The 24,627-nt window shown below is 71.3% G+C and carries 22 protein-coding genes; 12 read left to right on the forward strand and 10 right to left on the reverse strand.

Annotation, left to right across the window (positions count from 1 at the left end; all coding sequences use genetic code 11):
- Position 1 precedes the first annotated feature (1 nt).
- The gene (locus tag ACWD1Z_RS02140) at positions 2-772 is read right to left on the reverse strand and encodes a globin domain-containing protein (protein WP_451114774.1); all 771 of its coding nucleotides are present in this window, start codon (positions 770-772) and stop codon (positions 2-4) included.
- A 116-nt stretch (positions 773-888) separates the two neighbouring features.
- Here ACWD1Z_RS02140 and ACWD1Z_RS02145 point away from each other — a divergent pair, with 116 nt between their 5' ends.
- From ACWD1Z_RS02145 to ACWD1Z_RS02155, 3 genes are all read left to right on the forward strand, one after another.
- Positions 889-2,331 carry an ABC transporter permease gene (locus tag ACWD1Z_RS02145; RefSeq protein WP_451114775.1) on the forward strand — a complete coding sequence of 481 codons (1,443 nt, stop codon included), beginning with the start codon at positions 889-891 and terminating at the stop codon, positions 2,329-2,331.
- 678 nt (positions 2,332-3,009) lie between these two features.
- A complete protein-coding gene (locus tag ACWD1Z_RS02150) occupies positions 3,010-3,693 on the forward strand; it encodes an ABC transporter ATP-binding protein (protein ID WP_451114776.1) in 684 nt (227 codons plus the stop codon).
- A gap of 218 nt (positions 3,694-3,911) precedes the next feature.
- The gene (locus ACWD1Z_RS02155) at positions 3,912-7,145 is read left to right on the forward strand and encodes a S8 family peptidase (protein WP_451115434.1); all 3,234 of its coding nucleotides are present in this window, start codon (positions 3,912-3,914) and stop codon (positions 7,143-7,145) included.
- 86 nt (positions 7,146-7,231) lie between these two features.
- On the opposite strand, the gene ACWD1Z_RS02160 is transcribed toward ACWD1Z_RS02155, so the two are convergent.
- The gene (locus ACWD1Z_RS02160; RefSeq protein ID WP_451114778.1) at positions 7,232-8,497 is read right to left on the reverse strand and encodes a L,D-transpeptidase; all 1,266 of its coding nucleotides are present in this window, start codon (positions 8,495-8,497) and stop codon (positions 7,232-7,234) included.
- 203 nt (positions 8,498-8,700) lie between these two features.
- A complete protein-coding gene (locus ACWD1Z_RS02165) occupies positions 8,701-9,045 on the reverse strand; it encodes a hypothetical protein (RefSeq protein ID WP_451114780.1) in 345 nt (114 codons plus the stop codon).
- Between the two features lie 121 nt (positions 9,046-9,166).
- Between ACWD1Z_RS02165 and ACWD1Z_RS02170 the strand changes: the two genes are divergently transcribed.
- Together ACWD1Z_RS02170 and ACWD1Z_RS02175 are read left to right on the forward strand one after the other, a co-directional pair.
- Complete coding sequence (locus ACWD1Z_RS02170; protein ID WP_451114782.1) at positions 9,167-9,478, forward strand: hypothetical protein; 312 nt, start codon at positions 9,167-9,169, stop codon at positions 9,476-9,478.
- A 43-nt stretch (positions 9,479-9,521) separates the two neighbouring features.
- Positions 9,522-10,295 (forward strand): hypothetical protein, encoded by a 774-nt coding sequence (locus ACWD1Z_RS02175; RefSeq protein ID WP_451114784.1) that lies wholly within the window; start codon positions 9,522-9,524, stop codon positions 10,293-10,295.
- A 52-nt stretch (positions 10,296-10,347) separates the two neighbouring features.
- On the opposite strand, the gene hutH is transcribed toward ACWD1Z_RS02175, so the two are convergent.
- The 3 genes from hutH to ACWD1Z_RS02190 form a co-directional block, all read right to left on the reverse strand.
- Complete coding sequence (gene hutH, locus ACWD1Z_RS02180; RefSeq protein ID WP_451115436.1) at positions 10,348-11,886, reverse strand: histidine ammonia-lyase; 1,539 nt, start codon at positions 11,884-11,886, stop codon at positions 10,348-10,350.
- Between the two features lie 80 nt (positions 11,887-11,966).
- On the reverse strand, positions 11,967-13,115 hold the full coding sequence (locus tag ACWD1Z_RS02185; RefSeq protein ID WP_451114785.1) for a diguanylate cyclase domain-containing protein: 1,149 nt from the start codon (positions 13,113-13,115) through the stop codon (positions 11,967-11,969).
- Between the two features lie 488 nt (positions 13,116-13,603).
- On the reverse strand, positions 13,604-14,407 hold the full coding sequence (locus ACWD1Z_RS02190; RefSeq protein ID WP_451114787.1) for an enoyl-CoA hydratase/isomerase family protein: 804 nt from the start codon (positions 14,405-14,407) through the stop codon (positions 13,604-13,606).
- A 170-nt stretch (positions 14,408-14,577) separates the two neighbouring features.
- Here ACWD1Z_RS02190 and ACWD1Z_RS02195 point away from each other — a divergent pair, with 170 nt between their 5' ends.
- Positions 14,578-15,204 (forward strand): hypothetical protein, encoded by a 627-nt coding sequence (locus ACWD1Z_RS02195; protein ID WP_451114789.1) that lies wholly within the window; start codon positions 14,578-14,580, stop codon positions 15,202-15,204.
- A gap of 119 nt (positions 15,205-15,323) precedes the next feature.
- Here ACWD1Z_RS02195 and ACWD1Z_RS02200 read toward each other — a convergent pair whose 3' ends face one another.
- Entirely contained in the window at positions 15,324-16,433 is a 1,110-nt protein-coding gene (locus ACWD1Z_RS02200; protein WP_451114791.1) for an adenylate/guanylate cyclase domain-containing protein, read from the reverse strand.
- A 149-nt stretch (positions 16,434-16,582) separates the two neighbouring features.
- Complete coding sequence (locus ACWD1Z_RS02205; protein ID WP_451114793.1) at positions 16,583-17,443, reverse strand: biotin--[acetyl-CoA-carboxylase] ligase; 861 nt, start codon at positions 17,441-17,443, stop codon at positions 16,583-16,585.
- Between the two features lie 111 nt (positions 17,444-17,554).
- On the opposite strand from ACWD1Z_RS02205, the gene ACWD1Z_RS02210 reads away from it, so the two are divergent.
- The 4 genes from ACWD1Z_RS02210 (at position 17,555) to ACWD1Z_RS02225 (ending at position 20,230) form a co-directional block, all read left to right on the forward strand.
- On the forward strand, positions 17,555-19,162 hold the full coding sequence (locus ACWD1Z_RS02210) for an acyl-CoA carboxylase subunit beta (RefSeq protein WP_451114794.1): 1,608 nt from the start codon (positions 17,555-17,557) through the stop codon (positions 19,160-19,162).
- Between the two features lie 10 nt (positions 19,163-19,172).
- Entirely contained in the window at positions 19,173-19,382 is a 210-nt protein-coding gene (locus tag ACWD1Z_RS02215) for an acyl-CoA carboxylase epsilon subunit (RefSeq protein WP_451114796.1), read from the forward strand.
- 93 nt (positions 19,383-19,475) lie between these two features.
- On the forward strand, positions 19,476-19,604 hold the full coding sequence (mmpB, locus tag ACWD1Z_RS02220; RefSeq protein ID WP_451114798.1) for a morphogenic membrane protein MmpB: 129 nt from the start codon (positions 19,476-19,478) through the stop codon (positions 19,602-19,604).
- Between the two features lie 5 nt (positions 19,605-19,609).
- Entirely contained in the window at positions 19,610-20,230 is a 621-nt protein-coding gene (locus ACWD1Z_RS02225) for a nucleoside triphosphate pyrophosphatase (RefSeq protein ID WP_451114800.1), read from the forward strand.
- On the opposite strand, the gene ACWD1Z_RS02230 is transcribed toward ACWD1Z_RS02225, so the two are convergent.
- Positions 20,199-20,669, reverse strand: a complete 471-nt coding sequence (locus ACWD1Z_RS02230; RefSeq protein ID WP_451114802.1) for a hypothetical protein — start codon at positions 20,667-20,669, stop codon at positions 20,199-20,201. The genes ACWD1Z_RS02225 and ACWD1Z_RS02230 overlap by 32 nt on opposite strands.
- A 381-nt stretch (positions 20,670-21,050) precedes the next feature.
- Between ACWD1Z_RS02230 and ACWD1Z_RS02235 the strand changes: the two genes are divergently transcribed.
- Together ACWD1Z_RS02235 and ACWD1Z_RS02240 are read left to right on the forward strand one after the other, a co-directional pair.
- Complete coding sequence (locus ACWD1Z_RS02235) at positions 21,051-22,823, forward strand: acetyl/propionyl/methylcrotonyl-CoA carboxylase subunit alpha (protein WP_451114804.1); 1,773 nt, start codon at positions 21,051-21,053, stop codon at positions 22,821-22,823.
- A gap of 233 nt (positions 22,824-23,056) precedes the next feature.
- Complete coding sequence (locus ACWD1Z_RS02240; RefSeq protein ID WP_451115438.1) at positions 23,057-23,608, forward strand: TetR/AcrR family transcriptional regulator; 552 nt, start codon at positions 23,057-23,059, stop codon at positions 23,606-23,608.
- 13 nt (positions 23,609-23,621) lie between these two features.
- On the opposite strand, the gene ACWD1Z_RS02245 is transcribed toward ACWD1Z_RS02240, so the two are convergent.
- On the reverse strand, positions 23,622-24,557 hold the full coding sequence (locus ACWD1Z_RS02245) for a DeoR/GlpR family DNA-binding transcription regulator (protein ID WP_451114806.1): 936 nt from the start codon (positions 24,555-24,557) through the stop codon (positions 23,622-23,624).
- Positions 24,558-24,627 lie beyond the last annotated feature (70 nt).

The following is a 24,627-nucleotide window of genomic DNA, read 5'->3' on the forward strand; positions in this document are numbered from 1 at the left end:
CTCAGCCCTGGTACGGCGGTGCCGCCCCCCAGTTCCACTTCGGCACCGGCTGCTCCGCCGGGGTGCGCGCGTCCGAGCCGGAGAAGTGGACCGCCAGCCGGGTGCCCCACTCCACGTAGGCCACGAACGCCGAGCGGAACTCCGCGTCCGTGGGCAGGCCCGCCTCGTCCGCCGCGTCCTGGATGAGGTTGACCCAGCGGCGGCGCTGGGGCTCGGTGATGGCCAGGCCCATGTGCTTGGCGACCATGTGGCCGTGGCCGCCCTGGGTGTCGGAGTAGCCGGTCGGGCCGCCGAAGACCTCGCCGAGCCATTGCGCCACGCGCTCGGCGTGCTCCGGGTCCAGGCCCTCGAACAGCGGGGCCAGCAGATCGTCCTTGGCGACCTTGTCGTAGAAGGCCGTGGTCAGCCGGCTGAGCGCCTCGGCCCCGCCGGCCCACGCGTACAGCGTGGGCACCGCCGAGCCCGTGCCGCGCACGCTGGTCGGCATGTAGTGCCGCATCTCCTCGATGTGGCTGATGAAGGAGCGGATCTCGGCCAGGAAGGGAGGGAACAGCTCCGAGGTGCGGAAGCCCTCGATGTGGTCCTCGGTCGAGGTCCAGGTGATCCGCAGGATGTAGTGCTCGAAGTCCTCGTCGCAGCGCGCCAGTTCGTAGTCGACGCACTGCGGGGCCGCCGCGAGGCTGGCCGCGGCGCGGGTGTAGGCGGCCATGAACTCCGCCGACTGCTGCTCAGGGATGCGGTACCGGACGTATTCCACCGTGTGAGCCGTCATGCGCCCACACAAGCACAGTCGGATACGACATGGTTCCTGCTTCGCGGACAGCCTTCTCATCCTTCTCTTATCGCGGCCTTATCCCTTCATCACGCGCCCTGCCTAGCTTGCGGCGCATGTTCTTCACCTACCTGAGGCGCGAACTGCGCCGCCGCAGAAAGGCGGCCCTCGTCGTCGCCTCCGGCCTCGCGCTGGGCATCGCCCTGGTCATCGTGGTCAACTCCGTGTCCTCGGGCATGGGCAAGGCCCAGGACAGGGTCCTGGAGTCGCTGTACGGGCTCGGCACCGACATGACCGTCACCAAGGCGGCCGCCGCGGAAGGCGGTCAGGCGCAGCGGCCGCGCTTCGAGTTCGACGCGCGGGACAGCGACTCCGAGGAGGAGCAGAGCAGCGACCGGGTCATGGTCCAGGGCTTCCAGACGCTGGCGAGTTCGACCGTGGACAAGGTCGGCGCGCAGGACGGGGTCGCGGACGCGGTGGGCGGGCTGAGCCTTCAGGTCATCAAGGTCAGCGGGCAGTTCCGGCGCGGCGAGTTCCAGCAGGACGGGGGCGGCCAGGCGCAGGGCGGTCCCGGCGGCGGGACGCAGGCGCCCGAGGGCCGGGTGCAGGGCGGTGGCGCCGAGTTCGACGTCAACAACTACTCGGTCTACGGCACGGATGTCACCGAGCCGGCGCTGGGTCCGCTGACCTCCTCGACGATCACGAGTGGTCGTACGTTCAAGGCGTCCGAGACGAACGCCGAGGTGGTCGTCGCCGACGCGTCGTACGCCAAGGAGAAGGAGCTGAAGGTCGGCTCCACGGTGACCGTCAAGGGCAGCAAGTTCAAGGTGATCGGCATCGCCACGCCCGAGAGCGGGGACGCGGCGGCCGATCTCTACATCCCGCTGCAGCAGGCGCAGACGCTGAGCGACTCGAAGAACAAGGTCACCACGATCTACGTCAAGGCGACCGACTCGCAGCGGATCGACGCGGTGAAGTCGGAGATCCAGCAGAACATCTCCGGTACGACGGTGACGACTTCGGCGGACCTGGCGGACACGGTGTCGGGGTCGCTGTCCACGGCGTCCGACCTGGCGTCGAGCGTCGGCAAGTGGCTGTCGGTCGCGGTCCTGGTGGCGGCGTTCCTGGTGGCGGGCCTGCTGACGTCGTCGGCGGTGTCGCGCCGGGTGCGGGAGTTCGGCACGCTGAAGGCGCTGGGCTGGAAGTCCGGCCGGGTGACCCGGCAGGTCGTCGGTGAGGCGGTCGTCAACGGTCTGGTGGGCGGCGTCCTGGGCATCGCGGTGGGCCTGGCGGGCGCCTACGCGGTGACGGCGATCAGCCCGACGCTGGAAGCGCAGCTGGGCGCCACGGGCGGCGGCCCCGGGGGCGGCGGTATGGGCGGCCCCGCGGCCCAGCAGACCTCCACGGCCCTGGAAGTAGCCCTCACGGCCCCGGTGAGCGCGACGACGATCGCCCTGGCGGTGGGCCTGGCGGTGACAGGCGGCCTGACAGCAGGCGCCTTCGGCGGCTGGCGAGCCTCCCGCCTCCGCCCGGCGGACGCACTGAGAAGAGTCGAGTAACAACCGCCGCTTCCGGCAACCGGCGCCGGGCCGGGTGCAGGTGGGTCGCGCAGCCCGGCACTGCCGGGTCACCGCCCGCGCCCACCCGTGCCGCCCTGCGGCACGACTGCCCGCGGCTGAAGCGACGCGGCCGCCCCCGGCCGGACCGGCGCAGTCGGCTGTGGCTGGACCGACACGGCCGGCAAAGGCCGGAGCGGCGCAGACAGCCGTAGCTGGGACGGCGCGGCCGGCCAAGGCCGGGGCGGCGCAGTCGGCTGCGGCTGGAGCGACGCGGCCGCCCCCGGCCGGACCGGCGCAGACAAGCCTGGCTGGGACGGCGCGGCCGGCCAAGGCTGCAACGGCGCAGACAAGCGTGACTGGGACGGCGCAGGCCAGCCGTACTTGAAGCCGTACGGCCAGCCAAGACTGGAGCGGCGCAGTCAGCCGTAGCTGGAGCGGCGCGGATGGCCAAAGCCTGGGCGGCGCAACCGGCCAACCCTAGGCGCAGTCGGCCGCAGCCGAGGCGCGCAGTCGGCCAAGGCTGAAGCAGAGCATCCCCCGCGACCACCCCAGAACTGACCAAGCACCCCGCACCAAGCCCACCCAGGGGCGCGGGGAACTGCGCGACCAGCCCCCACCCACCCGCAGCCGACCCCGAACCCCCGCCACCCCAACGACGACCCCACCCAGGAGCCACCCATGTACGACCTCAGAAACGTCACCAAGCTCTACACCCGAGGGAAAGAAACCGTGCGCGCCCTCGACGGAGTCGACCTCGTCATCCCCGACGGGGACCGTCTCGTCATCCAGGGCCCCACCGGCGGCGGCAAGTCCACCCTGCTCCAGATGCTCGGCGGCCTCGACCGCCCGACGTCGGGCGAGGTCGTCCTGGACGGCACGGATCTCGCCAAACTCTCCGAGGCCAAACTGACCGGCGTCCGCAGCGAGAACATCGGATTCGTCTTCCAGAGTTTCAATCTGATCCCCACCCTCACCGCCCAGGAGAACGTGGAAACCGCCCTCGTACCCCTCGGCACGAAGCCGAAGGACCGCAGGGAACACGCGGCCCAGGCCCTGGAATCCGTCGGCCTCGGCGAACGGCTCACCCACCTCCCCTCCGAGATGTCCGGAGGACAGCAGCAGCGCGTCGCGATCGCCCGCGCCCTGGTCAAACAGCCCAAGGTGCTGCTCGCCGACGAACCCACGGGCAACCTGGACGAGTCGATGCGCGACGAGATCATGGACGTACTCGAACGCATGTGGAAGGAGCTCGGGCTCACCTTCATCATGGTCACGCACGATTCGGCCCTCGCGAAGAAGGCCCCCCGCGTCGCGACCATCCGCAAGGGAAAGATCTCCGTCAAGGAAAACGCGGGCGCGTAACAGTCCGATTCTGTCCGTCCCCTGTCTATTGAGGTAGCTGATCACCCCCCGGCATACTGCCTATTCCGGGGGGCACGTACGTCTGTGCAGACCACCCCCGGCCGGGTGAAGGGGGAATTCACCCGGTACTTCAGCAAGGGGGAAACTTGCGCAGACAAGTGAAAAGAGCATGCGCGGCCACCGTCGCCACGGCCGCCGCCGTCGCCCTCGCCGCCGGCATGACCAGCCCGGCATCGGCGAAGCCCGAGCCGCGCGCAACCGGCGCCGCTCAGCTGACCGCCCATCACGCCATCACCCTGATCACGGGCGACCGGGTCACCGTCGACGCCAAGGGCCGCGTGATCGGCCTGCAGCGGGCGGAGGGACGTCAGCACATACCCGTGCAGATCCGCAAGGCCGACGGGCACACGCTCGTCATACCCGCCGACGCGGCCCGCCTGATCACCGCGGGCAAGCTCGACCAGCGGCTGTTCGACGTCACCGAGCTCAACAAGTCGGCCACCCGCAAGTCGCAGGCCAAGGGCCTGAAGGTGATCGTCGGTTATAAGGGCGCCGCGGCCGGCACCAAGGCCGACGTCCGGGACGCGGGCCAGCTCCGCCGGACCCTGAAGTCCCTGAACGCGGACGCGGTCCAGACGCCGTACACCGAGACGCCCGACCTGTGGGACGCCGTCACCAACGGCGACCGGACCGCCTCGGGCATCGCCCACATCTGGCTCGACGGCACCCGCAAGGCCACCCTCGACACCTCGGTGGCCCAGATCGGCACCCCCAAGGCATGGGCGGCGGGGTACGACGGCAAGGGCGTCAAGATCGCCGTCCTGGACACCGGTGTCGACGTGAACCACCCGGACCTCAAGGACCAGGTGATCGCGTCGAAGAACTTCACCCCGGCGGCCACCGTCGAGGACAAGGTCGGCCACGGCACGCACGTCGCGTCCATCGCGGCGGGCACCGGAGCGAAGTCCGGCGGCAAGTTCAAGGGCGTGGCGCCCGGCGCCCAGGTCCTCAACGGCAAGGTCCTGGACGACACCGGCTCCGGTGACGACTCCGGCATCCTGGCCGGCATGGAGTGGGCGGCCGAGCAGGGCGCCCAGGTCGTCAACCTCAGCCTCGGCGGCATGGACACCCCCGAGGTGGACCCGCTGGAGGCGGCGGTCAACAAGCTGTCCGCCGAGAAGGGCATCCTGTTCGCCATCGCGGCGGGCAACTCCGGCCCGGAGTCGGTCGGTTCGCCGGGCAGCGCGGACGCCGCGCTCACCGTCGGCGCGGTCGACGACAAGGACCGGCTCGCCGGGTTCTCCAGCACCGGACCGCGGCTGGGCGACGGCGTGATCAAGCCGGACGTCACCGCCCCGGGCGTGGACATCACGGCCGCGTCCGCCAAGGGCAGCATGATCGAGCAGGAGGTCGGCGAGAAGCCGGCCGGGTACCTGACCATCTCGGGTACGTCGATGGCCACCCCGCATGTCGCGGGCGCCGCCGCGATCCTGAAGCAGCAGCACCCGGAGTGGACGTACGCCGAGCTCAAGGGCGCGCTGACCGCGTCCGCCAAGGGCGGCACGTACACGCCGTTCGAGCAGGGTTCGGGCCGGATCCAGGTCGACAAGGCGATCAAGCAGACCCTGATCGCCGACCCGGTGTCGCTGAGCTTCGGGGTGCAGCAGTGGCCGCACACCGACGACAAGCCGGTCACCAAGGAGCTGACGTACCGCAACCTCGGTACGCAGGACGTCACCCTGAAGCTGTCGGCGACCGCCACCGACCCCAAGGGCCGGCCGGCCCCGGCGGGCTTCTTCAAGCTGGCCGCCTCCACGGTGACCGTCCCGGCGGGCGGCAAGGCCACCGTCGGCATGACGGTCAACACCAAGCTGGGCGGCACGCTGGACGGCGCCTACTCGGCGTACGTGACGGCGACGGGCGGCGGGCAGACGGTCCGTACGGCCGCCGCGGTGCAGCGCGAGGTGGAGTCGTACGACGTCACCGTCAAGCACATCGGCAAGGACGGCAAGCCGACCGACGTCTACAACACCGTCCTGCTCGGCTACACGGGCCTGGCCACCGACCGCTCCTACGGTGTTCCGCCGGTCGCCTCCGGCACCACCACGCTGCGGCTGCCCAAGGGCCAGTACCTGCTGGACGCCTGGATCGCCGAGGACTTCGCCGAGATGAAGGGCGGCCTGGACTGGCTGGTCCAGCCGAGGCTGACCGTCACCAAGAACACCTCGGTGACGATCGACGCCCGTAAGACCCAGGCTGCCGACATCACGGTGCCGGACGCGGGGGCCGAGCAGCTCTCGGCGATGATCGGCTACATGTACGACCCGGCCGGCATCGGCATCGGGGTCGGACTCGACTCCTTCGCCAATGTGCGCATGAAGCACCTGGGCGGCGAGGTCTCCGGTCTCCAGCAGACCTGGAGCGGCCAGTGGACCAAGGGCGCGAGCGCCGAGTACGACGTGGCCACCACGGCCAAGGTGAAGAAGATCCAGGGCGACAAGGTCCGCCACTTCAAGGCGAGCGAGCTCGCCACGGTGAAGAACCGCCTGGGCGCCTCGGCCTCCGGCAAGACCGGCGGTGTGACCTCGTACGGCGAGTTCCCGAATGACTTCGTGATCGGCATGCCGGTCGAGCAGAAGCTGCCGGGCACCCGCACGATGTACCTCTCCACGTCCGACAACATCCGGTGGACGTTCGACGTAGAGCAGTACGGCAGCCACACGCCCGAGGGCTTCCCGGTCCCGGACGCCTTCTACACGCTCGGCGCGTCGCAGACCTTCAAGGCGGGCCAGACCTACCAGAAGACCTTCAACACCGCGGTCTTCGGCCCGCACATCAACGCGGACTACGGCCTGTTCCGCGAGGGCAACAGCGTCTACGGCTTCCTGCCGCTGTTCGCCGACGGGGCCAAGCACGCGGGCTCCTCCGACTTCACCTCGGTGAAGACGGAGCTGTACCGCAACGGCACGAAGATCGGCTCCAACACCGACCCGCTGTTCGGCGAGGGCGTCTTCAAGGTTCCGTCCGCCGAGGCCGAGTACAAGCTGACGACCTCGGTCAAGCGGAGCGTCAAGGTCGCCGCCGCCTCCACGCGGATCGACGCCAGCTGGACGTTCAAGTCCAAGAAGCCGGCGTCCGACCAGGTCAGGCTCCCCGCCTCCACGGTCCGCTTCAACGCCAAGACGGACCTGAGCAGCCGGGTCACGGCGGGCCTGACGAAGACCGTCCCGGTCAGCGTCGTGGGCGCCGCCGCGGGCAGCAACCTCAAGTCGCTGTCGGTGTGGGTGTCGTACGACTACGGCCAGACCTGGAAGAAGGTCTCCGTCACCGGCGGCAAGATCAAGGTGAAGAACCCGGAGAAGGGCAAGGCCATCTCCTTCCACGCGAAGGTCGCCGACAAGAAGGGCAACAAGGCGACCCTCTCGATCTACAACGCCTACTACGGCAAGTAGCAGGCGGACAAAGGGAAGCGGCCTCCGGGACTCAAGGTCCCGGAGGCCGCTTCTCGTGGATCAGGAGGAAGGGGAAAGGCGGTGGATCAGACCGCCGAGCCCGCCTTCCAGTCCGCCCAGCTCATGTTCCAGCCGTTGAGGCCGTTGTCCGGGGCGATCGTCTTGTCGCCGGTGTTCTGGACGACCACGACGTCACCGACGATCGAGTTCGTGTAGAACCAGTAGCCCTCGGTGCCCTTGTCGTTGGCGCCCTTGGTGTCGTTCAGGCCGACGCAGCCGTGGCTGGTGTTGGCGTTGCCGAAGACCGAGTCCGCGCCCCAGTAGTTGCCGTGGATGAAGGTGCCGGAGGTCGACAGGCGCATGGCGTGCGGGACGTCCTTGATGTCGTACTCGCCCTTGCCGTCGTCGTCGGTGAAACCGACCGTCGCGCCGTTCATCCGGGTCTCCTTGAACTTCTCGGAGATCACCATCTGGCCCTCGTAGGTCTTGTTCTCGGGCGAGCCGGCGGAGATCGGGATGGTCTTGACGACCTCGCCGTCCTGCGTGACCTTCATCTGCTTGGTCTTCGCGTCGACGTAGGAGACCTGGTTGCGGCCGATCTTGAAGGTGACCGTCTTCTGCTGGACGCCGTAGACCCCCTCGGCGCCCTCGACACCGTCGAGCGCGAGCTTCAGCGTGACGGTGGAGCCTTCCTGCCAGTACTCGTCGGGGCGGCAGTCCATGCGGGTGTCGTTGAACCAGTGGCAGGCGACTTCCTGGCCGCTGGTCGAGGAGACGGTGATGCCCTGCTGGACGTCCGCCTTGTTGGAGATCGACTTGTCGAAGTTGATCGAGACCGGCATGCCCACGCCGACGGTGGAGCCGTCCTCCGGCGTGAAGTAGCCGAGGAAGCTGTTGGTCGGGGAGAGCGTGCTGAAGGAGGCGTTCTCGTGGGCCTTCAGGCCCTTGGCGTCCTCGGCGGTCACGGTGATCTTGTACGTGGTGGACCGCTCCAGCTGGGTGCTGGGCTTCCAGCTCTTCTTGTCGGCGGATATCGCGCCCTCGACGGCGGCACCGTCGGCGGTCTTCATCGTCACCTCGGTGAGCGTGCCCTTGCTCACGGTGACGGTGGCGGAGTTGTTGATGGAGGCGTTGTCGGTGCCGTCCTTCGGCGTGATCTTGATCTGGGCCTCGGAGGTCTCCTGCGCCGCCGCCTCGTCGACCTTGGCCTGCGAGGTGTCGCCGCCGCCGTCGTTGCCGGAGGCCTCGTCGCCGCCGGAGCACGCCGAGAGCACCAGCACACCGCCGAGCAGTGCGGACGCGACCGTCAGGCCCCTGCGCCGCTTACTGTCCGTCATCACACGCTTCTCCATCGCTGCCGAATCCCCATACCCCGAGAGTCCCCGTCAAGAATCTTCAACGCTACGACCGGTTCGTCCCGTTCCACATCCCTTGGAGGTGTGGGGCACACCACGTCGCCGCGGCGGGTGGTGAGGGTGTCGGTCAGTGCGTCCCTTGAGACGACGAAACCCCGGGCGGCGGTTGCCGACCGGGGTCACGGTTTCCCCAAGCGGACTCAGTCAACCGTCTCTTCGTCGTCGTCCCCGTCGACATCATCCTCGTCGAGGTCCCAGTCCGGCGAATCGGGGTCGTAGTCGATCTGCTCGCTGGACCAGGAGGCCTGCGCCAGGTCGACCCCCGGGATCTCGCTGACCAGGTCGAACGGGTCCACGAGGTAGGCCAGGGCCTCCGCGGTGTCTTCCGTCACAGCGCTCTCGGCGTGCGTCCGCTCGTCGGCGGGCATCGCACTGTCGTCGCCGATCCGCCCCAGGGCCGCCTTCGTCACGGCGTCCGCGTCGTCCACTTCCAGGACGAGTTCCACCCGAAGCCGTACAAACCGTGATGTCTCTTCAGTACTCATGCCCCGGAGCGTACGGCCCGAGGATGTCTTGAGGCTCCCACGACTTTCCCGCGACCGGGGGCTTTCATTAGCATCGCTCCACACGGCCAATTCGCCAGCGCCACAAGGGGATCGATATTCCGTGTCATCCGCTCGCCGTCCGTTGCTGACCGCCACCGCCGCGGGGACCCTGCTGGGCGCCCTGTGGTTCGTCCCCTCCGCGAACGCGACCGGGGACGAGCCGGCGAGAGACGTGCCCTCGCCGGCCCCGTCGACGCAGGTCACCCAGCAGGCCCGGGCCGCCGCCGTGGCGGACTCCGCGGACTCCGGGGTCGAACTCGCCGACACCGGAAGCTTCGACAGCACGCCCTACGTCGTGGGCGGGACCTTCTCGCTCGCGGTGGGCGCCGGCTTCGTGGTCTATTCGGTTCGACGGGAACGTCACGGTTTCTGAACTGACTTGACGTTTCTTCAACGAAACGTTCATAGTCCGCCTCATGAAGAGATCTTCGAGGGCGCGGATAGGCGCCACGGCCGCCATGAGTGCGGTGGCGCTCGCCCTCATCACGGGTTGTTCGAGCGAGGACTCCAAGGACTCCGACAAGGGTGCGGGTACGGAGGCGTCCGCCTCCCCGACCCAGGCCGCGAAGGCGCTGAGCGCCGCGGAGCTGGAGAAGCTGCTGCTCGCGCAGGGGGACGTCAAGGGGTACAAGGTCGACGCGGGGGACGAGACGCTCCCCAAGGCCAAGACCGAGGTGAAGGCGGACAAGGCCGAGTGCGACCCGCTGGCGTGGGCCACGGCTGCCCTGGCCCCGGGTGAGACGGACGCGAACGCGTCCAACACGGTCGCCGAGGACAAGGCGGCCTCGCCGACGGCGGCGCCGGAGAGCGTCGAGGACGCCTTCGACTTCAACATGACGTTCGTGGGCCTGTCGTCCTACGACGGCGACGGCGCCGAGAAGACCATGAAGGCCGTCAACGACGGTGTCGCGGCCTGCTCCGGCGGCTACGGCATGAAGGCGGCCGCGGAGAGCACCAAGGTCACCAAGGTCGGCTCGGCGAAGGCCGCCGGTCAGGGCGACGAGTCCGTGGCGTTCACGCAGGACGTCGACATGGACGGCGAGGGCACCGCCACCTTCACCACCGAGGTGGTCCGCAAGGGCAGCACCATCGCCACGTTCTACACGGTGAACCTCGCGTCGCTCGGCACGGGCAAGGCTGCGGAGATCCCGGCGGAGATCGTCACGGCCCAGCTGGGCAAGCTGAAGTAGTCATCGGGAGCCCCCGCCGTACGCGCGTACGGCGGGGGCTCCGTGCTGTCCGCTACCGCAGCGGCCCGGTGACGCTCTCCACGGCCGCGACCAGCCGCCCGTCGCGTACGAAGGCGTCCGCCGCCGCGAGATCCGGCGCCAGGAAACGGTCCGGCCCGGGCCCCTGGACCCCGGCCTTCCGTACGGCCTCGATGACGGCCCGGGTGGCGGGCGCGGGGGTGAGCCCCTCCCGCAGTTCGACGCCCCGGGTGGCCGCGTACAGCTCGATCGCGACGACCCGCGTGAGGTTGTCGACGGCGGTACGCAGCTTCCGCGCGGCCGACCAGCCCATGGAGACGTGGTCCTCCTGCATGGCGGAGGAGGGGATCGAGTCGGCGGACGCGGGCACCGCGAGCCGCTTCATCTCGCTCACCAGAGCCGCCTGCGTGTACTGGGCGATCATCAGCCCCGAGTCGACGCCCGCGTCGTCCGCGAGGAACGGCGGCAGGCCGTGGCTGCGGTTCTTGTCCAGGAGCCGGTCGGTGCGCCGCTCGGCGATGGAGGCGAGGTCGGCGGCGGCGATGGCGAGGAAGTCGAGCACGTAGGCGACCGGCGCCCCGTGGAAGTTGCCGTTGGACTCCACCCTGCCGTCCGGCAGGACGACGGGGTTGTCCACGGCGGAGGCCAGCTCCCGCTCGGCGACCAGCCGGGCATGGGCCAGGGTGTCCCGCCCGGCACCGGCGACCTGCGGAGCGCACCGCACCGAGTAGGCGTCCTGCACCCGCGGGGCGTCGTCCTGGTGGTGCCCGGTGAGCTGGGAGTCCTTCAGTACGGCGAGCATGTTGGCGGCGGAGGCGCCCTGCCCCGGGTGGGGGCGGATGGCGTGCAGCTCGGGCGCGAGCACCTTGTCGGTCCCGAGCAGTGCTTCGAGGGAGAGGGCCGCGGTGACGTCGGCGGACTTGTACAGCCTCTCCAGGTCGGCCAGCGCCATGACCAGCATGCCGAGCATGCCGTCGGTGCCGTTGAGCAGGGCGAGGCCCTCCTTCTCGCGCAGGACGACGGGGGCGATGCCGTGCTCCGCGAGCAGTTCGGCGGCGGGGCGTACGGTGCCGTCCGGGCCCTCGGCGTCGCCCTCGCCCATGAGCGCGAGGGCGCAGTGGGAGAGCGGGGCGAGGTCGCCGGAGCAGCCGAGGGAGCCGTACTCGTGGACGACCGGCGTGATGCCGGCGTTGAGCAGGTCGGCCATGGACTGCGCGACCTCGGGCCGCACGCCGGTGTGCCCCGAGCAGACGGTCTTCAGCCGCAGGAACATCAGGGCCCGCACGACCTCGCGCTCCACGCGCGGGCCCATGCCGGCGGCGTGCGAGCGGACGATGTTGCGCTGGAGCCGGCCGCGCAGTTCCTGGCTGATGTGCCGGGTCGCCAGGGCGCCGAAGCCGGTGGAGACGCCGTAGACGGGCTCGGGCTTGGCCGCGAGGGCGTCCACGATCTCCCGGGCCGCGGCGAGAGCGGCCACGGCCTCCTGGCTCAGCTCGACGCGGGCGCCGTCGCGCGCCACGGCGAGCACGTCGGACGCGGTCACCCCGGACGTCCCCACCACCACAGTGTGCATATCCATATTCAGGAGCGTACGCAGTGAATTCCCGGATGTCACCAGTGGGGGCGGGGTTCGCCCCTTACCGATCGGTCACGTCAGCGGCGGCCCCGGAAGCGACGGCGTTCCCCGGCGGGGGGCTCGGTGGACGGCGAGTCGGCGAGCCGGACGACCGGGTCGTCGGGGCCCTCCCGGCCCGCCACCACCGGCTTGGTGGCCCGCAGGGCCTTGGCCTGGTACTGGGCGGCGTCGGCCAGCCGGAAGAGGCGGCGGGCCGAGACGACGGGGCCGATGGGGTCGGCGGTGGAGGCGACGCCGCAGGCCACTCCGTCGCCCAGCTCCAACTCGGCGGCGCGGCGGCACAGTTCGTCGGCGGTGCGGACGACCTCGTCGGCGGACGGGCCGACCGCGAGCAGACAGAACTCGTCACCGCCGAGGCGGGCGGCCAGCGCGCCGGGGAGCATGGCGCCGCACAGGGAGAGCACCGAGCCGAACCGTTCCAGCAGCCGGTCGCCCACGGCGTGCCCGCGGGTGTCGTTGACGCGCTTGAGCCCGTTCAGATCGCAGACGACGAGGCTGACGACGACACCCTCCGCGCGGTGCCGGTCGATGGCCTCGTCCAGGCGTCCGTCCACGGCCCGGCGGTTGGCGAGACCGGTGAGCGCGTCGGTGTACGCCAGCCGCCGGGCCTCCTCCAGCCGTTCCGCCTGGGCGATCCCGGCGGCCACGACCGCGGCGAGGACGGTGGCGAAGTCGGCGTCCTCCCGTGCGAAGAGCGGGGCGCCGGTGGGGCGGGCGACATAGAGCTCGCCCCACGCCCTGCCGTGCAGCACGATCGGTGCGACGACGCAGCAGCCGCGGCCCCGGCGCCGCAGGGCGGCCACGCGCTGATGCACGTATCCCGGGCGCCGCCCCGCGGCCGGCCCCTCCGCGGTCTCCACCCAGGCGTTGGGCTCACCGCCCCCGGCCCAGCGTTCGTGCAGGAACTCGGTGATCTCGGGGAACTGGTGGACGGGGTAGGCCTCCCGCTCGGGGAACTCCTCCTCGTCGGGTGCCCGGTCCCCCACGTTCACCAGCACCCGCAACCGGCCCAGCTCCCGCTCCCAGACGGACAGCGCGGCGAAGCTCCCGCCGAGCGCACGGCAGGCCCCGCTGGCGGCGGCCCGCCACGCCTCGCGCGAGCTGTGCGCCGCCGCCATCCCCTGCGCCAACGCCACGACGGCCGCGAGCCGGTTGTCGTCACCCATCACCCCAGGCTAGGGACGTTCACGACAATTAGGGACATTGATACGGCGAACAGGTGTCACCACCGGGGGCCGATCAGCACCGCGAACGACCCCGGCTCCACGGCGCCGACCAGCCGGCCCCACACCCCCATCGAACCCGCACCCCGCAACTCCCCCGCCCAGGCAGCTCCCCGCCCCATCACCCCGGGGCCAGGCGGGCCCTCGCCCCTCGCCGAAACCCCGCCACCGCCCCGACCAGCCCGATTTCCGCCCCCCTCGAAACCGCCCCCCGCCACACCCCGACCAGGCAGGCCCCCACCCCTTCACCCCCGGGCCAGGCGGGCCCCCGTCCCCCACCGAAACCCCGCCAGGCCCCCGACCGGCCGGATTTCCGTCCCCGCCGAAACCGCACCCCGCCACTCCCGACGAGGCAGGCCCCGCCCCGTCACACCCCCGGCCGCACCGGCCCCCGCCCCGTCACACCCCCGGCCGCACCGGCCCCCGCCCCCTCACTCCCCCGGCCACGCCGGCTTTCGCTTCTCGTTGAAGGCCGCCACTCCCTCCGCCCGGTCGCCCGAGAACGCCACCGCCCGCCAGGCCGCGTCCTCGACCTCGAGACCGGCCCGGAGGTCCAGCCCCTGTCCGAGCCGCAGCGCCCGCTTGGCGGCCCGCAGGCCCACCGGGGAGTTCCCCGCGATCCGGCCGGCCAGGGTCAGCGCCTCCTCCCGGTCCCGCCCCTCCTCCACCAGCTGGTCCACCAGACCCAGCTCCCGTGCCTCCACGGCCTCCACCCGCCGTGCCGTGAAGATCAGCTCGGCCGCCCGGGCCGCCCCGACCCGCCGCGGCAGCAGCTGCGTACCGCCGCCGCCCGGGATCACCCCGACCGACACCTCCGGCAGCCCCACCACCGCGGTCGGGTCCGCCACGATCAGGTCGCAGGAGAGCGCCAGCTCGAAGCCGCCCCCGAGGGCGAACCCGTGGACCGCCGCGATCGTCGGCACCGGCAGCTCCAGCACCCCCGTGTACGCACCCCGGGCCACCGGCCGCTGCCGCACCAGATCCGCGTCACTGAAGGAGTTCCGCTCCTTCAAATCAGCCCCGACGCAGAACGCCCGCTCATGCGTCGAGGTCAGCACCACCACCCGTACGCCCGGGTCCGCCCCCAGCGCGGCGCACGCCTCGCCGACGGACCGCGCCATCTGCGTGGACACGGCGTTCATGGCCTTCGGCCGGTCCAGGGCCAGCTCCGCGACATGCCCGCCGTCCCCGTGCCGCCGTACCAGCACGAACTCCCCGTACCGCTCCTCGCTCATGACACCCTCCTGTTAACGCGGGTTAACAACAACCGCCCCGATCATCGCAGCCCGATCCCCTCCACGGAAGGCACCCCGTTCGGGTGACATCCCCACAAACCGCCCCGCCTGGTCCGCCGAGCGCATAGCGTGCGTCCGCCATGGCGGAGCGGGGAGGGAGTGTGAGGGCGGTGACGGAATCGTCGGCGGCACAGACCGTGCCGGACCCGGAGACCGGTGCCCCCGTCCGGCTCTTCGGCCCCCGCGGCCGGCACCGCCGCCCCCGTCCCCGCAAGGTCCTGCTCGCCGCGGGGGGCCTCGCCCTGGCGGCCGGCGCCCTGAGCCTCGTACGGCTGACCCCCGAGTCGGGTCTCGGCGCCCTGGACGCACCGGAGGCGGAACCCTGGCGGGACGCGGACCCGGCCACCGACCACGCCACGAACGCCGCCGCGGCGGTGGGCCCGCTCCCGCGGGTCAGCCCGTCCGCGACCACCGCGCTGGGCGGCCCGGGCGCCCCGACCCCCACGGCACCCCCGAGTCCAGCACCGGCGAACCCGGCGCCGACCGCACCCACGCCCTCGCCTCCGCAAGATCCACAGGCTCCGCTGGACCCGGCCACGACCATTCCCGAGGCCCCGAGGACCGACACACCGCAGCCGCCGCCCGCGACGACCCACCCGGCGCCTCAGCCCGCCGCCCCCAGCCGGCCCGCGCACACACCGGCCCCGGAGCCCACGCCCGGCCCCACCGACCGGCCGGGCGTGTGCCTGCCGGTCATCGGGCTGTGCGTGGATCCGCTGGCCGAGCGCGTGAACTGACCGCTACGACGGCGTCGCGTCCCGCCGGGTGAGCAACCACGGCTCGACCACACCACGGCCACCCACCGGCCGCCGCCACATCGACCGGGGACCCGCCGGCCGAGCGCGAGGACTGACCGCTACGACGGCGTCGCGTCCCGCCGGGTGAGCAACCACGGCTCGACCACGCCGAGGCCACGCACGGGCCGCTGCCACATCGGCTGCAGCGCGAACCGGTATGTCGGCGGTTCCTCGCCCTCCTTCTCGGCGGCGGCAGCGGCCTCGGCCGCCTCCGCCTCGGAGGCCGGTGCCTCCCCGGTCCGGATCAGCTCCTGCGCGAAGGCGCTGTCGACGAGGACGGCGTCCCGAGGAGCTATCGAGGTCAGCCGGGAGGCGAGGTTCACGGTCGTACCGAAGACATCGCCCATACGGGTGGTGACCGTGCCGAAGGCGATGCCGACCCGCAGCTCCGGCATGGTCTCGTCGTTCGCCATGGTCTCGATGAGGCGCAGCGCGATCTCCGCGGCGACGCCCGCGTCGTCGGCGGAGTACAGCACCTCGTCGCCGAGCGTCTTGATGAGCCGTCCGCCGCGCGCGGCGACCAGGTCGGCGGCGGTGGTCTCGAACGCCTCGACCAGCTCGCCGAGCTCCTCCTCCTCCATCCGCCGGGTCAGGCGGGTGAACCCCACCAGGTCGGCGAAGCCGACGGCGAGGCGCCGGTCGACCATCTCCTCGTCGTCGGCGGCCTGCACGACCCGGCCGGTGGCGGCGGCGAGCTGGCGGCGCCAGACGTAGACGATGAACTCCTCCAGCTCGGGCAGGAGCAGCTCGACCAGGGGGTAGGTGACCTCCGTGCGGGTCATGCCCGGCTCGGGGGGCTCGGTCAGGCCCTCCAGGAAGGAGTCGATCTGCCACTCGGCGAGCCGGGCGGTGGTCTGCCCGGTGGACCTGGCCACCTGGACGGCCATGGCCTCGCTCAGCAGTCCCGCCTCGACGAGACCGGCGAGGCGTCTGAGCGCCAGCACGTCGGCCTCGGTCAGCGCCTTGGCCTGCCCGATGTCGGCGAAGCCCATGGCCCGCCAGAAGCGGGAGGCCAGCTCCATGGAGACACCGGCGCTGCGGGCGGCCTGAAAAGGGGTGTAGCGCCGCTCCGCGCCGAGGATGAGCTGCTCGAGACGCAGGGCGAGTGGATCGTCGCCGGGGTCGGCGGCGTGGGGGTCCATGCCGGAGCCCGTGTCGTCGACGGTCACGCCTGCTGCCCTTCCGATCTGCCGCGGTCAGGTATCGACCGGCCCCAACTCTACGGCAGGTGTGCGCCAGCTCACTCCGTTAAGCGGGGCAGAGGGTTTCCTGATCGCGTCCGTTCCGGTATTCGGCGTCGGGCCGGCCGGGCCGTCGCTCACGCCGGCCGCAAGTGCACGATGTCCCCCGCCCCCACCGGCTCCCGCACGCCCTCCTCCGTCGCGATCACCAGGCGCCCGTCCCCGTCCACGGCCACCGCCTCCCCGACGATCGACCGGTCCCCGGGCAGCTCCGCCCGCACCACCCGGCCGAGCGTCGCGCAGCCCGCCGCGTACGTCTCCTGGAGGCCGCTCACCGCGGGGTCGCCCCCGGCCGACCGCCACCGCCCGTACCAGGCCTCCAGCGACCGCATTACCGCCCGCAGCAGGGTGTCCCGGTCCGTGCTCACCGCCCCGGCCAGCGCCAGCGACCCCGCCTGGGGCACCGGGAGCTCCTCCTCCTTGAGGGTGACGTTGATGCCGACGCCCATCACCACCCCGTCGTCCCCGGCCCGCTCCGCGAGGATGCCACCGGCCTTGCGCTCCTCCCCGCCCACGGTCACCAGCAGGTCGTTCGGCCACTTGAGTGCCGTGTCGACCCCGGCCGCCCGCGACAGCCCCGTCGCCACCGCCACGCCGGTGAGCAGCGGCAGCCAGCCCCACCGCTCGACCGGCACCTGGGCCGGCTTCAGCAGGACGGAGAAGAACAGACCCGAGCGCGGCGGTGCCGTCCACTGCCGGTCCAGGCGGCCCCGGGCCGCCGTCTGTTCCTCCGCGACCAGGACCGCGCCCTCCTCGGCCGCGCCCTTCGCGGCCAGCGCCACCAGGTCGGAGTTGGTGGACCCGGTGCGCTGGACCACCTCCAGCTCACGGTAGAGACCCCCCTCGCGGACCAGCGCCCGGCGCAGCGCCACGGCGTTGAGCGGAGGGCGTTCGAGGTCGGACCAGCGGCTGTCGTCTGATGCATCTCGCGGCGTCATGCAAGCCACCCTAGGTGTGGCAAACGCCGCACTGCCGATCGGTAGACGCACCACTACTCTACGGATGAGTAACCGTCCCCCCTTTTGAGCAGGCAGGGAGCCGCGATCCCGATGTCCGAGCCGGAAGAGCAGATCGACATCCACACCACCGCGGGCAAGCTCGCGGATCTTCAGCGCCGCATCGAGGAAGCGACGCACGCCGGCTCCGCACGTGCCGTGGAGAAGCAGCACGCCAAGGGCAAGCTGACGGCCCGTGAACGGGTCGAACTCCTCCTGGACGAAGGCTCGTTCGTCGAGCTGGACGAATTCGCCCGGCACCGCTCCAGCAACTTCGGCCTGGAGCACAACCGCCCCTACGGCGACGGCGTCGTCACCGGGTACGGCACCGTCGACGGCCGCCCCGTCGCGGTGTTCTCGCAGGACTTCACCGTCTTCGGCGGTGCGCTGGGCGAGGTCTACGGCCAGAAGATCGTCAAGGTGATGGACTTCGCGCTGAAGACCGGCTGCCCGGTCATCGGCATCAACGACTCCGGCGGCGCCCGCATCCAGGAGGGTGTCGCGTCGCTGGGCGCCTACGGCGAGATCTTCCGCCGCAACACCCACGCCTCGGGCGTCATCCCGCAGATCAGCCTGGTCGTCGGGCCGTGCGCGGGCGGCGCGGTGTACTCGCCGGCCATCACCGACTTCACGGTCATGGTCGACCAGACCTCGCACATGTTCATCACCGGTCCGGACGTCATCAAGACCGTCACCGGTGAGGACGTCGGCTTCGAGGAGCTGGGCGGCGCGCGGACCCACAACTCCGCCTCGGGCGTGGCCCATCACATGGCCGGGGACGAGAAGGACGCCATCGAGTACGTCAAGCAGCTGCTGTCGTACCTGCCGTCCAACAACCTCTCCGAGCCCCCGGCGTTCCCGGAGGAGGCGGACCTCGAACTCACCGACGAGGACCGCGAGCTGGACGTGATCGTGCCGGACAGCGCGAACCAGCCGTACGACATGCACACGGTGATCGAGCATGTCCTGGACGACGCCGAGTTCTTCGAGACGCAGCCGCTGTTCGCGCCGAACATCCTCACCGGGTTCGGGCGGGTGGAGGGCCGGCCGGTCGGTGTCGTCGCCAACCAGCCGATGCAGTTCGCGGGCTGCCTGGACATCGACGCGTCCGAGAAGGCCGCGCGGTTCGTGCGCACGTGCGACGCGTTCAACGTGCCCGTCCTCACCTTCGTGGACGTGCCCGGCTTCCTGCCGGGCGTGGACCAGGAGCACACCGGCATCATCCGGCGCGGCGCCAAGCTGATCTACGCCTACGCCGAGGCGACGGTCCCGCTGATCACCGTCATCACCCGCAAGGCCTTCGGCGGCGCCTACGACGTCATGGGCTCCAAGCACCTGGGCGCCGACCTGAACCTGGCCTGGCCGACCGCGCAGATCGCGGTGATGGGCGCGCAGGGCGCGGTGAACATCCTGCACCGCAGGACCATCGCCGAGGCCGAGGCGAACGGGAAGGACCCCGAAGAAGCAGCGGTGGTGCGCGCCCGGCTGATCCAGGAGTACGAGGACACCCTCCTCAACCCCTACGTCGCGGCCGAGCGCGGCTACGTCGACGCGGTGATCATGCCGTCGGAGACCCGCCGGCACCTCGTGCGCGGGCTGCGTCAGCTGCGCACCAAGCGGGCGTCCCTGCCGCCGAAGAAGCACGGCAACATCCCTCTGTAAAGGAGCCGCTGTGACGATCAAGGTCTTGCGGGGCAACCCCACACCCGAGGAGCTGGCCGCCGCCCTGGCGGTGGTCCGCGCCCGCGCCGCGGCGGCGGTGGCCGAGCCGTCCGGCGCGGACCAGCCGGGCGCCGCGTGGTCCGACCCGGCGAGGGTCGCGGCACACCGGCTGCCGCAGCCGGGGCCGACGACGTGGGCACGGACGTACTGGCCGAGCTGAAACACCGGACCAGCGCAGCGAAGTGGAACCCCGGGCGCCTACTTGAGTACGCGTACTCAGGCGCCCGGGACGGCCACGACGCACGCTGGGAACATGTTGTGGTCCGACCCCAAGGATGAGCCCCCCGAGGAACTGCGCGACATGCAACGCATGCTCCGCAGACTGGGTGTTCTCGTGGCGTTGGCCATGGTGCTCGCGATGCTGGTCACCGGTCTACCCTGAACCACATGACCGATCACCCCCGCCGCCGGCTCGTTCTCGCCTCCCAGTCCCCCGCCCGGCTGAACCTCCTGCGCCAGGCCGGCCTGGACCCGGAGGTCATCGTGAGCGGCGTCGACGAGGACGCCGTCACCGCACCCACCCCCGCCGAGCTGGCGCTCGCCCTGGCCGAGGCGAAGGCCTCCGTCGTGGCGGCCCGGCCGGAGGTCATGGGCGCGCTGGTGATCGGCTGCGACTCCGTCCTCGACCTGGACGGACAGGCCCTCGGCAAGCCCGCCGACGCCGAGGAGGCGACCGCCCGCTGGAAGGCGATGCGCGGCCGGGCGGGCACCCTGCAGACCGGGCACTGCGTCTGGGACACCGCGAGCGGACGGTACGCCTCCGCGACCGCGTCCACCGTCGTCCGGTTCGGCGAGCCCACCGACGAGGAGGTCGCCGCGTACGTCGCCTCGGGCGAACCCCTCTACGTCGCCGGGGCGTTCACCCTGGACGGCCGCTCGGCCCCGTTCATCGAGGGCATCGACGGCGACCACGGCAACGTCATCGGCCTCAGCCTGCCCCTGCTGCGCCGCCTGCTGGCCGAACTGGGCGTGGGGATCACGGAGTTGTGGGCGCCGGCGGACCGGTGACGGGCGGCGGCGTGCCCTCCCCGTCGGGCACGGCGTCGGCGGGCTCCGCGAGGCTGTCGTAGGTCATCAGCAGCAGCACGATCAGCCCCAGCACCACGACCATGAACAGGAACTCGGCCCAGCCGAGCAGCCCCCAGGCGAACGCGCCGAGCAGTCCGTGCACCACCGCCGCGCTGATCAGCAGCACCCGGCCGAGGCCCGCCGCCGGGCGGTCGCGCAGCGCCACCAGCAGGGCGACCACGCCGCACAGGGCGAAGTACAGGCCGAAGACGAGTCCGCCGATCTTCGAGGACACCGACATCACGTCCGGGTCGAGGCCCGCCAGGGACATGTCCTGGCGGTCGACCACGACGCCCAGGAACCACTGCACCGCCGCGATGCCGAACGCCTCGGCGAACAGGACGACCGCCACCACCCATGCCACCGGTCTGCGCACCACCGGCCCCCACCCACTTCCGAGCGCTCTAGCGCCGTCCTAGCAGGACTGCGGTTACTGCAAGTACGTTCAGGACATCGAACGCTACTAACGGGTAAACCTCGGGACAAGGGTTCTGGGAGTGGCAAAGAATCATTGGGCCATTCGTAGGGACTCCACAAAGAAACAGAGTGGGCCGCAGCACGCCTTCACAGAGACCTTGACCACACCCGAGGGCTAGGGTTGCCCCGAGGAGTCCTGCGTACGGCGGTGCGACAAGGGATTTCGCGGGTCGAGCGAGCCTCGAATCACGCTCCGTGTGGGCAAGCTCACCATTGGGGACGGGTCGAAGTGCCGTGTCGGCAGTCCCTAAACTCGGCTTGTTTCAAGGAGGGAGCCTCAATCGTGCGCAAGGTGCTCATCGCCAACCGTGGCGAAATCGCTGTCCGCGTGGCCCGGGCATGCCGGGACGCCGGTATCGCGAGCGTGGCCGTATACGCCGACCCGGACCGGGACGCTCTGCATGTCCGCGCCGCGGATGAGGCGTTCGCGCTGGGCGGTGACACTCCGGCCACCAGTTACCTGGACATCGACAAGGTCTTGAAGGCGGCGCGCGAGTCGGGGGCGGACGCCATCCATCCCGGCTACGGCTTCCTCTCGGAGAACGCCGAGTTCGCTCAGGCGGTTCTCGACGCGGACCTGATCTGGATCGGCCCGCCGCCGCAGGCGATCCGGGATCTCGGGGACAAGGTCGCCGCCCGTCACATCGCCCAGCGCGCCGGTGCGCCGCTGGTCGCCGGTACGCCCGACCCGGTCTCCGGCGCCGAGGAGGTCGTCGCCTTCGCCGAGCAGCACGGTCTGCCGATCGCGATCAAGGCCGCCTTCGGTGGCGGTGGCCGTGGTCTGAAGGTCGCCCGGACCCTCGAAGAGGTGCCGGAGCTGTACGACTCGGCGGTCCGCGAGGCCGTCGCCGCGTTCGGGCGGGGCGAGTGCTTCGTCGAGCGCTACCTGGACAAGCCGCGGCACGTGGAGACCCAGTGCCTGGCCGACACCCACGGCAATGTCGTCGTGGTGTCGACCCGTGACTGCTCGCTGCAGCGCCGGCACCAGAAGCTGGTCGAGGAGGCCCCGGCGCCGTTCCTGTCCGAGGCGCAGATGGCGGAGCTGTACTCCTCCTCCAAGGCCATCCTGAAGGAGGCCGGCTACGTCGGCGCCGGCACGGTGGAGTTCCTGGTCGGCATGGACGGCACGATCTCCTTCCTGGAGGTCAACACCCGTCTGCAGGTGGAGCACCCGGTCACCGAGGAGGTCGCGGGCATCGACCTGGTGCGCGAGATGTTCCGGATCGCCGACGGTGAGGAGCTCGGCTACGGCGACCCGGTGCTGCGCGGGCACTCCTTCGAGTTCCGCATCAACGGCGAGGACCCGGGCCGCAACTTCCTCCCGGCGCCCGGCACCGTCACCGCCTTCGACCCGCCGTCCGGGCCCGGTGTCCGGCTGGACGCGGGCGTGGAGTCCGGCTCGGTCATCGGCCCCGCCTGGGACTCGCTGCTGGCCAAGCTGATCGTGACCGGCCGCACCCGCAAGGAGGCCCTCCAGCGGGCCGCGCGCGCCCTGGAGGAGTTCCAGGTCGAGGGCATGGCCACGGCCATCCCGTTCCACCGCGCGGTCGTCAAGGACCCGGCGTTCGCCCCCGAACTCACCGGCAGCCAGGACCCGTTCACGGTTCACACCCGCTGGATCGAGACCGAGTTCGTCAACGAGATCAAGCCCTTCGCCGCGCCCGCCGACGTGGACGCGGACGAGGAGACGGGCCGGGAGACGGTCGTCGTCGAGGTGGGCGGCAAGCGCCTGGAGGTCTCGCTGCCGTCCTCGCTCGGCATGTCGCTGGCCCGCACCGGCCTCGCGGCGGGCGCCAAGCCCAAGCGGCGCGCGGCGAAGAAGTCCGGTCCCGTCGCCTCCGGCGACACCCTCGCCTCGCCGATGCAGGGCACGATCGTGAAGATCGCGGTCGAGGAGGGCCAGGAGGTCAAGGAGGGCGACCTGGTCGTCGTCCTGGAGGCCATGAAGATGGAACAGCCGCTCAACGCCCACAAGTCCGGTACCATCAAGGGCCTGTCGGCCGAGGTCGGCGCGTCCCTCACCTCCGGCGCCGCGATCTGCGAGATCAAGGACTGAGCCGTACGCATCTCCCGAGGCGCCCGGCGGACTGCACCGAACAGTCCGCCGGGCGCCTCGTTTTCCCGTACGGCGCCGGGCCCGGTCCGGGAGGGCCGCTCGGGGGTGGGCGATGGCATCCTGAGGGAAGAGCCGGGCGCTGATGAGAGCAGGTGGGGGCCATGGTGGGCGCGACCTCGCGCGGGACCGCGGAGAGCGCTGGTGCGACGGCGGCGCCGGTCGCTCCGCGGGCGATGCGCGCCGATGCCCGGCGCAACTACGAGCGCCTCCTCACCGAGGCCCGCGCCGCCTTCGCCGAGCACGGCACGGACGCGTCGCTGGAGGACGTGGCCCGCCGGGCGGGCGTGGGAATCGGCACCCTCTACCGCCACTTCCCCAACCGGCACGCACTGCTGAGCGCGGTCTTCGAGGACGCGGTGAGCGACCTGCTGGACCGGGCCCGCGAACTGTGCCGGGCCCCGGAGCCGTGCACGGCCCTGGTGACCTGGCTGCGGGAGATGGTCCGGCACGCGAGCGAGTACCGGGGGCTGTCGCGGGCGCTGATGTCGGTCTCCCACGACGACACGTCGGCCTTGTCCCGCTGCAGCGACCCCATCAGGGAGGCGGGCGGCGAGCTGCTGAGCAGGGCGCAGGAGGCGGGCATGGTCCGCACGGACGTGGCGATCGGTGATCTGCTCCAGCTCACCCACGCCATCGCGTTGGCGGCGGAGGAGCGGCCGGGGGACCCGGACCTGGCGGAGCGGCTGCTGATGCTGACCCTGCGGGGACTGAAAGCGGACCGCTAGGAGCGCGGGGGACCTACCGTCGCCGGAGGTCGGCGACCCGCGCCCGCTCGGACCCTGGAACCGGCTCCCCGAGCATCGCGGAGCGAAGGCCGGCCGGAGTACTCCGCCGGGGCCCCGGCACGGAACGTGCCCTCCGCGCCGGGACTTCGTCACCCCCCGGGCTCCCGCTCGCCCCGGCCACGGCGATCTGCACCCCCTGATCGGCAAGGGCCTGCAGTTCGGTCTGGGCACGGTCGTCATGGGCCGGCGGTTCGTCGGTCACCAGCCGCGTGATCACGTCCGTGGGCACGGTCTGGAACATGGTGTCCGTGCCGAGCTTGGTGTGATCGGCGAGCACGACGACCTCGGCCGCCGCCTGCACCAGCGCCCGGTCGACGGACGCCGAGAGCATGTTGGACGTGGACAGGCCGCGCTCGGCCGTGAGGCCGCTCCCGGACAGGAAGGCCCGGGAGACCCGCAGCCCCTGGAGGGACTGCTCGGCGCCGGAGCCGACGAGGGCGTAGTTGGAACCGCGCAGGGTGCCGCCGGTCATCACGACCTCCACCCGGTTCGCGTGGGCCAGCGCCTGGGCCACCAGCAGGGAGTTGGTGACGACGGTCAGCCCGGGCACCCGGGCCAGCCGGCGGGCCAGCTCCTGCGTGGTCGTACCGGCCCCGACCACGATGGCCTCGCCCTCTTCGACGAAGTTCGCGGCGAGATCGGCGATGGCCGTCTTCTCGGCGGTCGCGAGATGTGATTTCTGCGGAAAGCCGGACTCCCGCGTGAACCCGCCCGGCAATACCGCACCGCCATGCCGGCGGTCGAGGAGTCCTTCTGCCTCCAGCGCGCGCACGTCCCGCCGTACGGTCACTTCGGAGGTCTGGACGACGCGGGCGAGCTCACGGAGCGACACGGCCCCGTTCGCTCGCACCATTTCGAGGATCAATTGGCGACGTTCTGCAGCGAACACGAAACTGACAGTAACCCCAACGACCGTCTGGTTTCAGCAGTTTGCGCCGAATAGCAGAAGTTGTTCGTAC

The organism is Streptomyces sp. NPDC002784 (assembly GCF_053592135.1).

What these genes read in the sequence shown, in the direction of transcription:
- hutH (WP_451115436.1), bottom strand. Translation starts at nt 11,886, where the DNA reads ATGCACACTGTGGTGGTGGGGACGTCCGGGGTGACCGCGTCCGACGTG.
- ACWD1Z_RS02160 (WP_451114778.1), bottom strand. Translation starts at nt 8,497, where the DNA reads ATGGAGAAGCGTGTGATGACGGACAGTAAGCGGCGCAGGGGCCTGACG.
- ACWD1Z_RS02240 (WP_451115438.1), top strand. Translation starts at nt 23,057, where the DNA reads ATGCGCGCCGATGCCCGGCGCAACTACGAGCGCCTCCTCACCGAGGCC.
- ACWD1Z_RS02140 (WP_451114774.1), bottom strand. Translation starts at nt 772, where the DNA reads ATGACGGCTCACACGGTGGAATACGTCCGGTACCGCATCCCTGAGCAG.
- ACWD1Z_RS02165 (WP_451114780.1), bottom strand. Translation starts at nt 9,045, where the DNA reads ATGAGTACTGAAGAGACATCACGGTTTGTACGGCTTCGGGTGGAACTC.
- ACWD1Z_RS02150 (WP_451114776.1), top strand. Translation starts at nt 3,010, where the DNA reads ATGTACGACCTCAGAAACGTCACCAAGCTCTACACCCGAGGGAAAGAA.
- ACWD1Z_RS02205 (WP_451114793.1), bottom strand. Translation starts at nt 17,443, where the DNA reads ATGACGCCGCGAGATGCATCAGACGACAGCCGCTGGTCCGACCTCGAA.
- ACWD1Z_RS02210 (WP_451114794.1), top strand. Translation starts at nt 17,555, where the DNA reads ATGTCCGAGCCGGAAGAGCAGATCGACATCCACACCACCGCGGGCAAG.
- ACWD1Z_RS02225 (WP_451114800.1), top strand. Translation starts at nt 19,610, where the DNA reads ATGACCGATCACCCCCGCCGCCGGCTCGTTCTCGCCTCCCAGTCCCCC.
- mmpB (WP_451114798.1), top strand. Translation starts at nt 19,476, where the DNA reads ATGTTGTGGTCCGACCCCAAGGATGAGCCCCCCGAGGAACTGCGCGAC.
- ACWD1Z_RS02185 (WP_451114785.1), bottom strand. Translation starts at nt 13,115, where the DNA reads ATGGGTGACGACAACCGGCTCGCGGCCGTCGTGGCGTTGGCGCAGGGG.
- ACWD1Z_RS02155 (WP_451115434.1), top strand. Translation starts at nt 3,912, where the DNA reads ATGACCAGCCCGGCATCGGCGAAGCCCGAGCCGCGCGCAACCGGCGCC.
- ACWD1Z_RS02145 (WP_451114775.1), top strand. Translation starts at nt 889, where the DNA reads ATGTTCTTCACCTACCTGAGGCGCGAACTGCGCCGCCGCAGAAAGGCG.
- ACWD1Z_RS02175 (WP_451114784.1), top strand. Translation starts at nt 9,522, where the DNA reads ATGAAGAGATCTTCGAGGGCGCGGATAGGCGCCACGGCCGCCATGAGT.
- ACWD1Z_RS02190 (WP_451114787.1), bottom strand. Translation starts at nt 14,407, where the DNA reads ATGAGCGAGGAGCGGTACGGGGAGTTCGTGCTGGTACGGCGGCACGGG.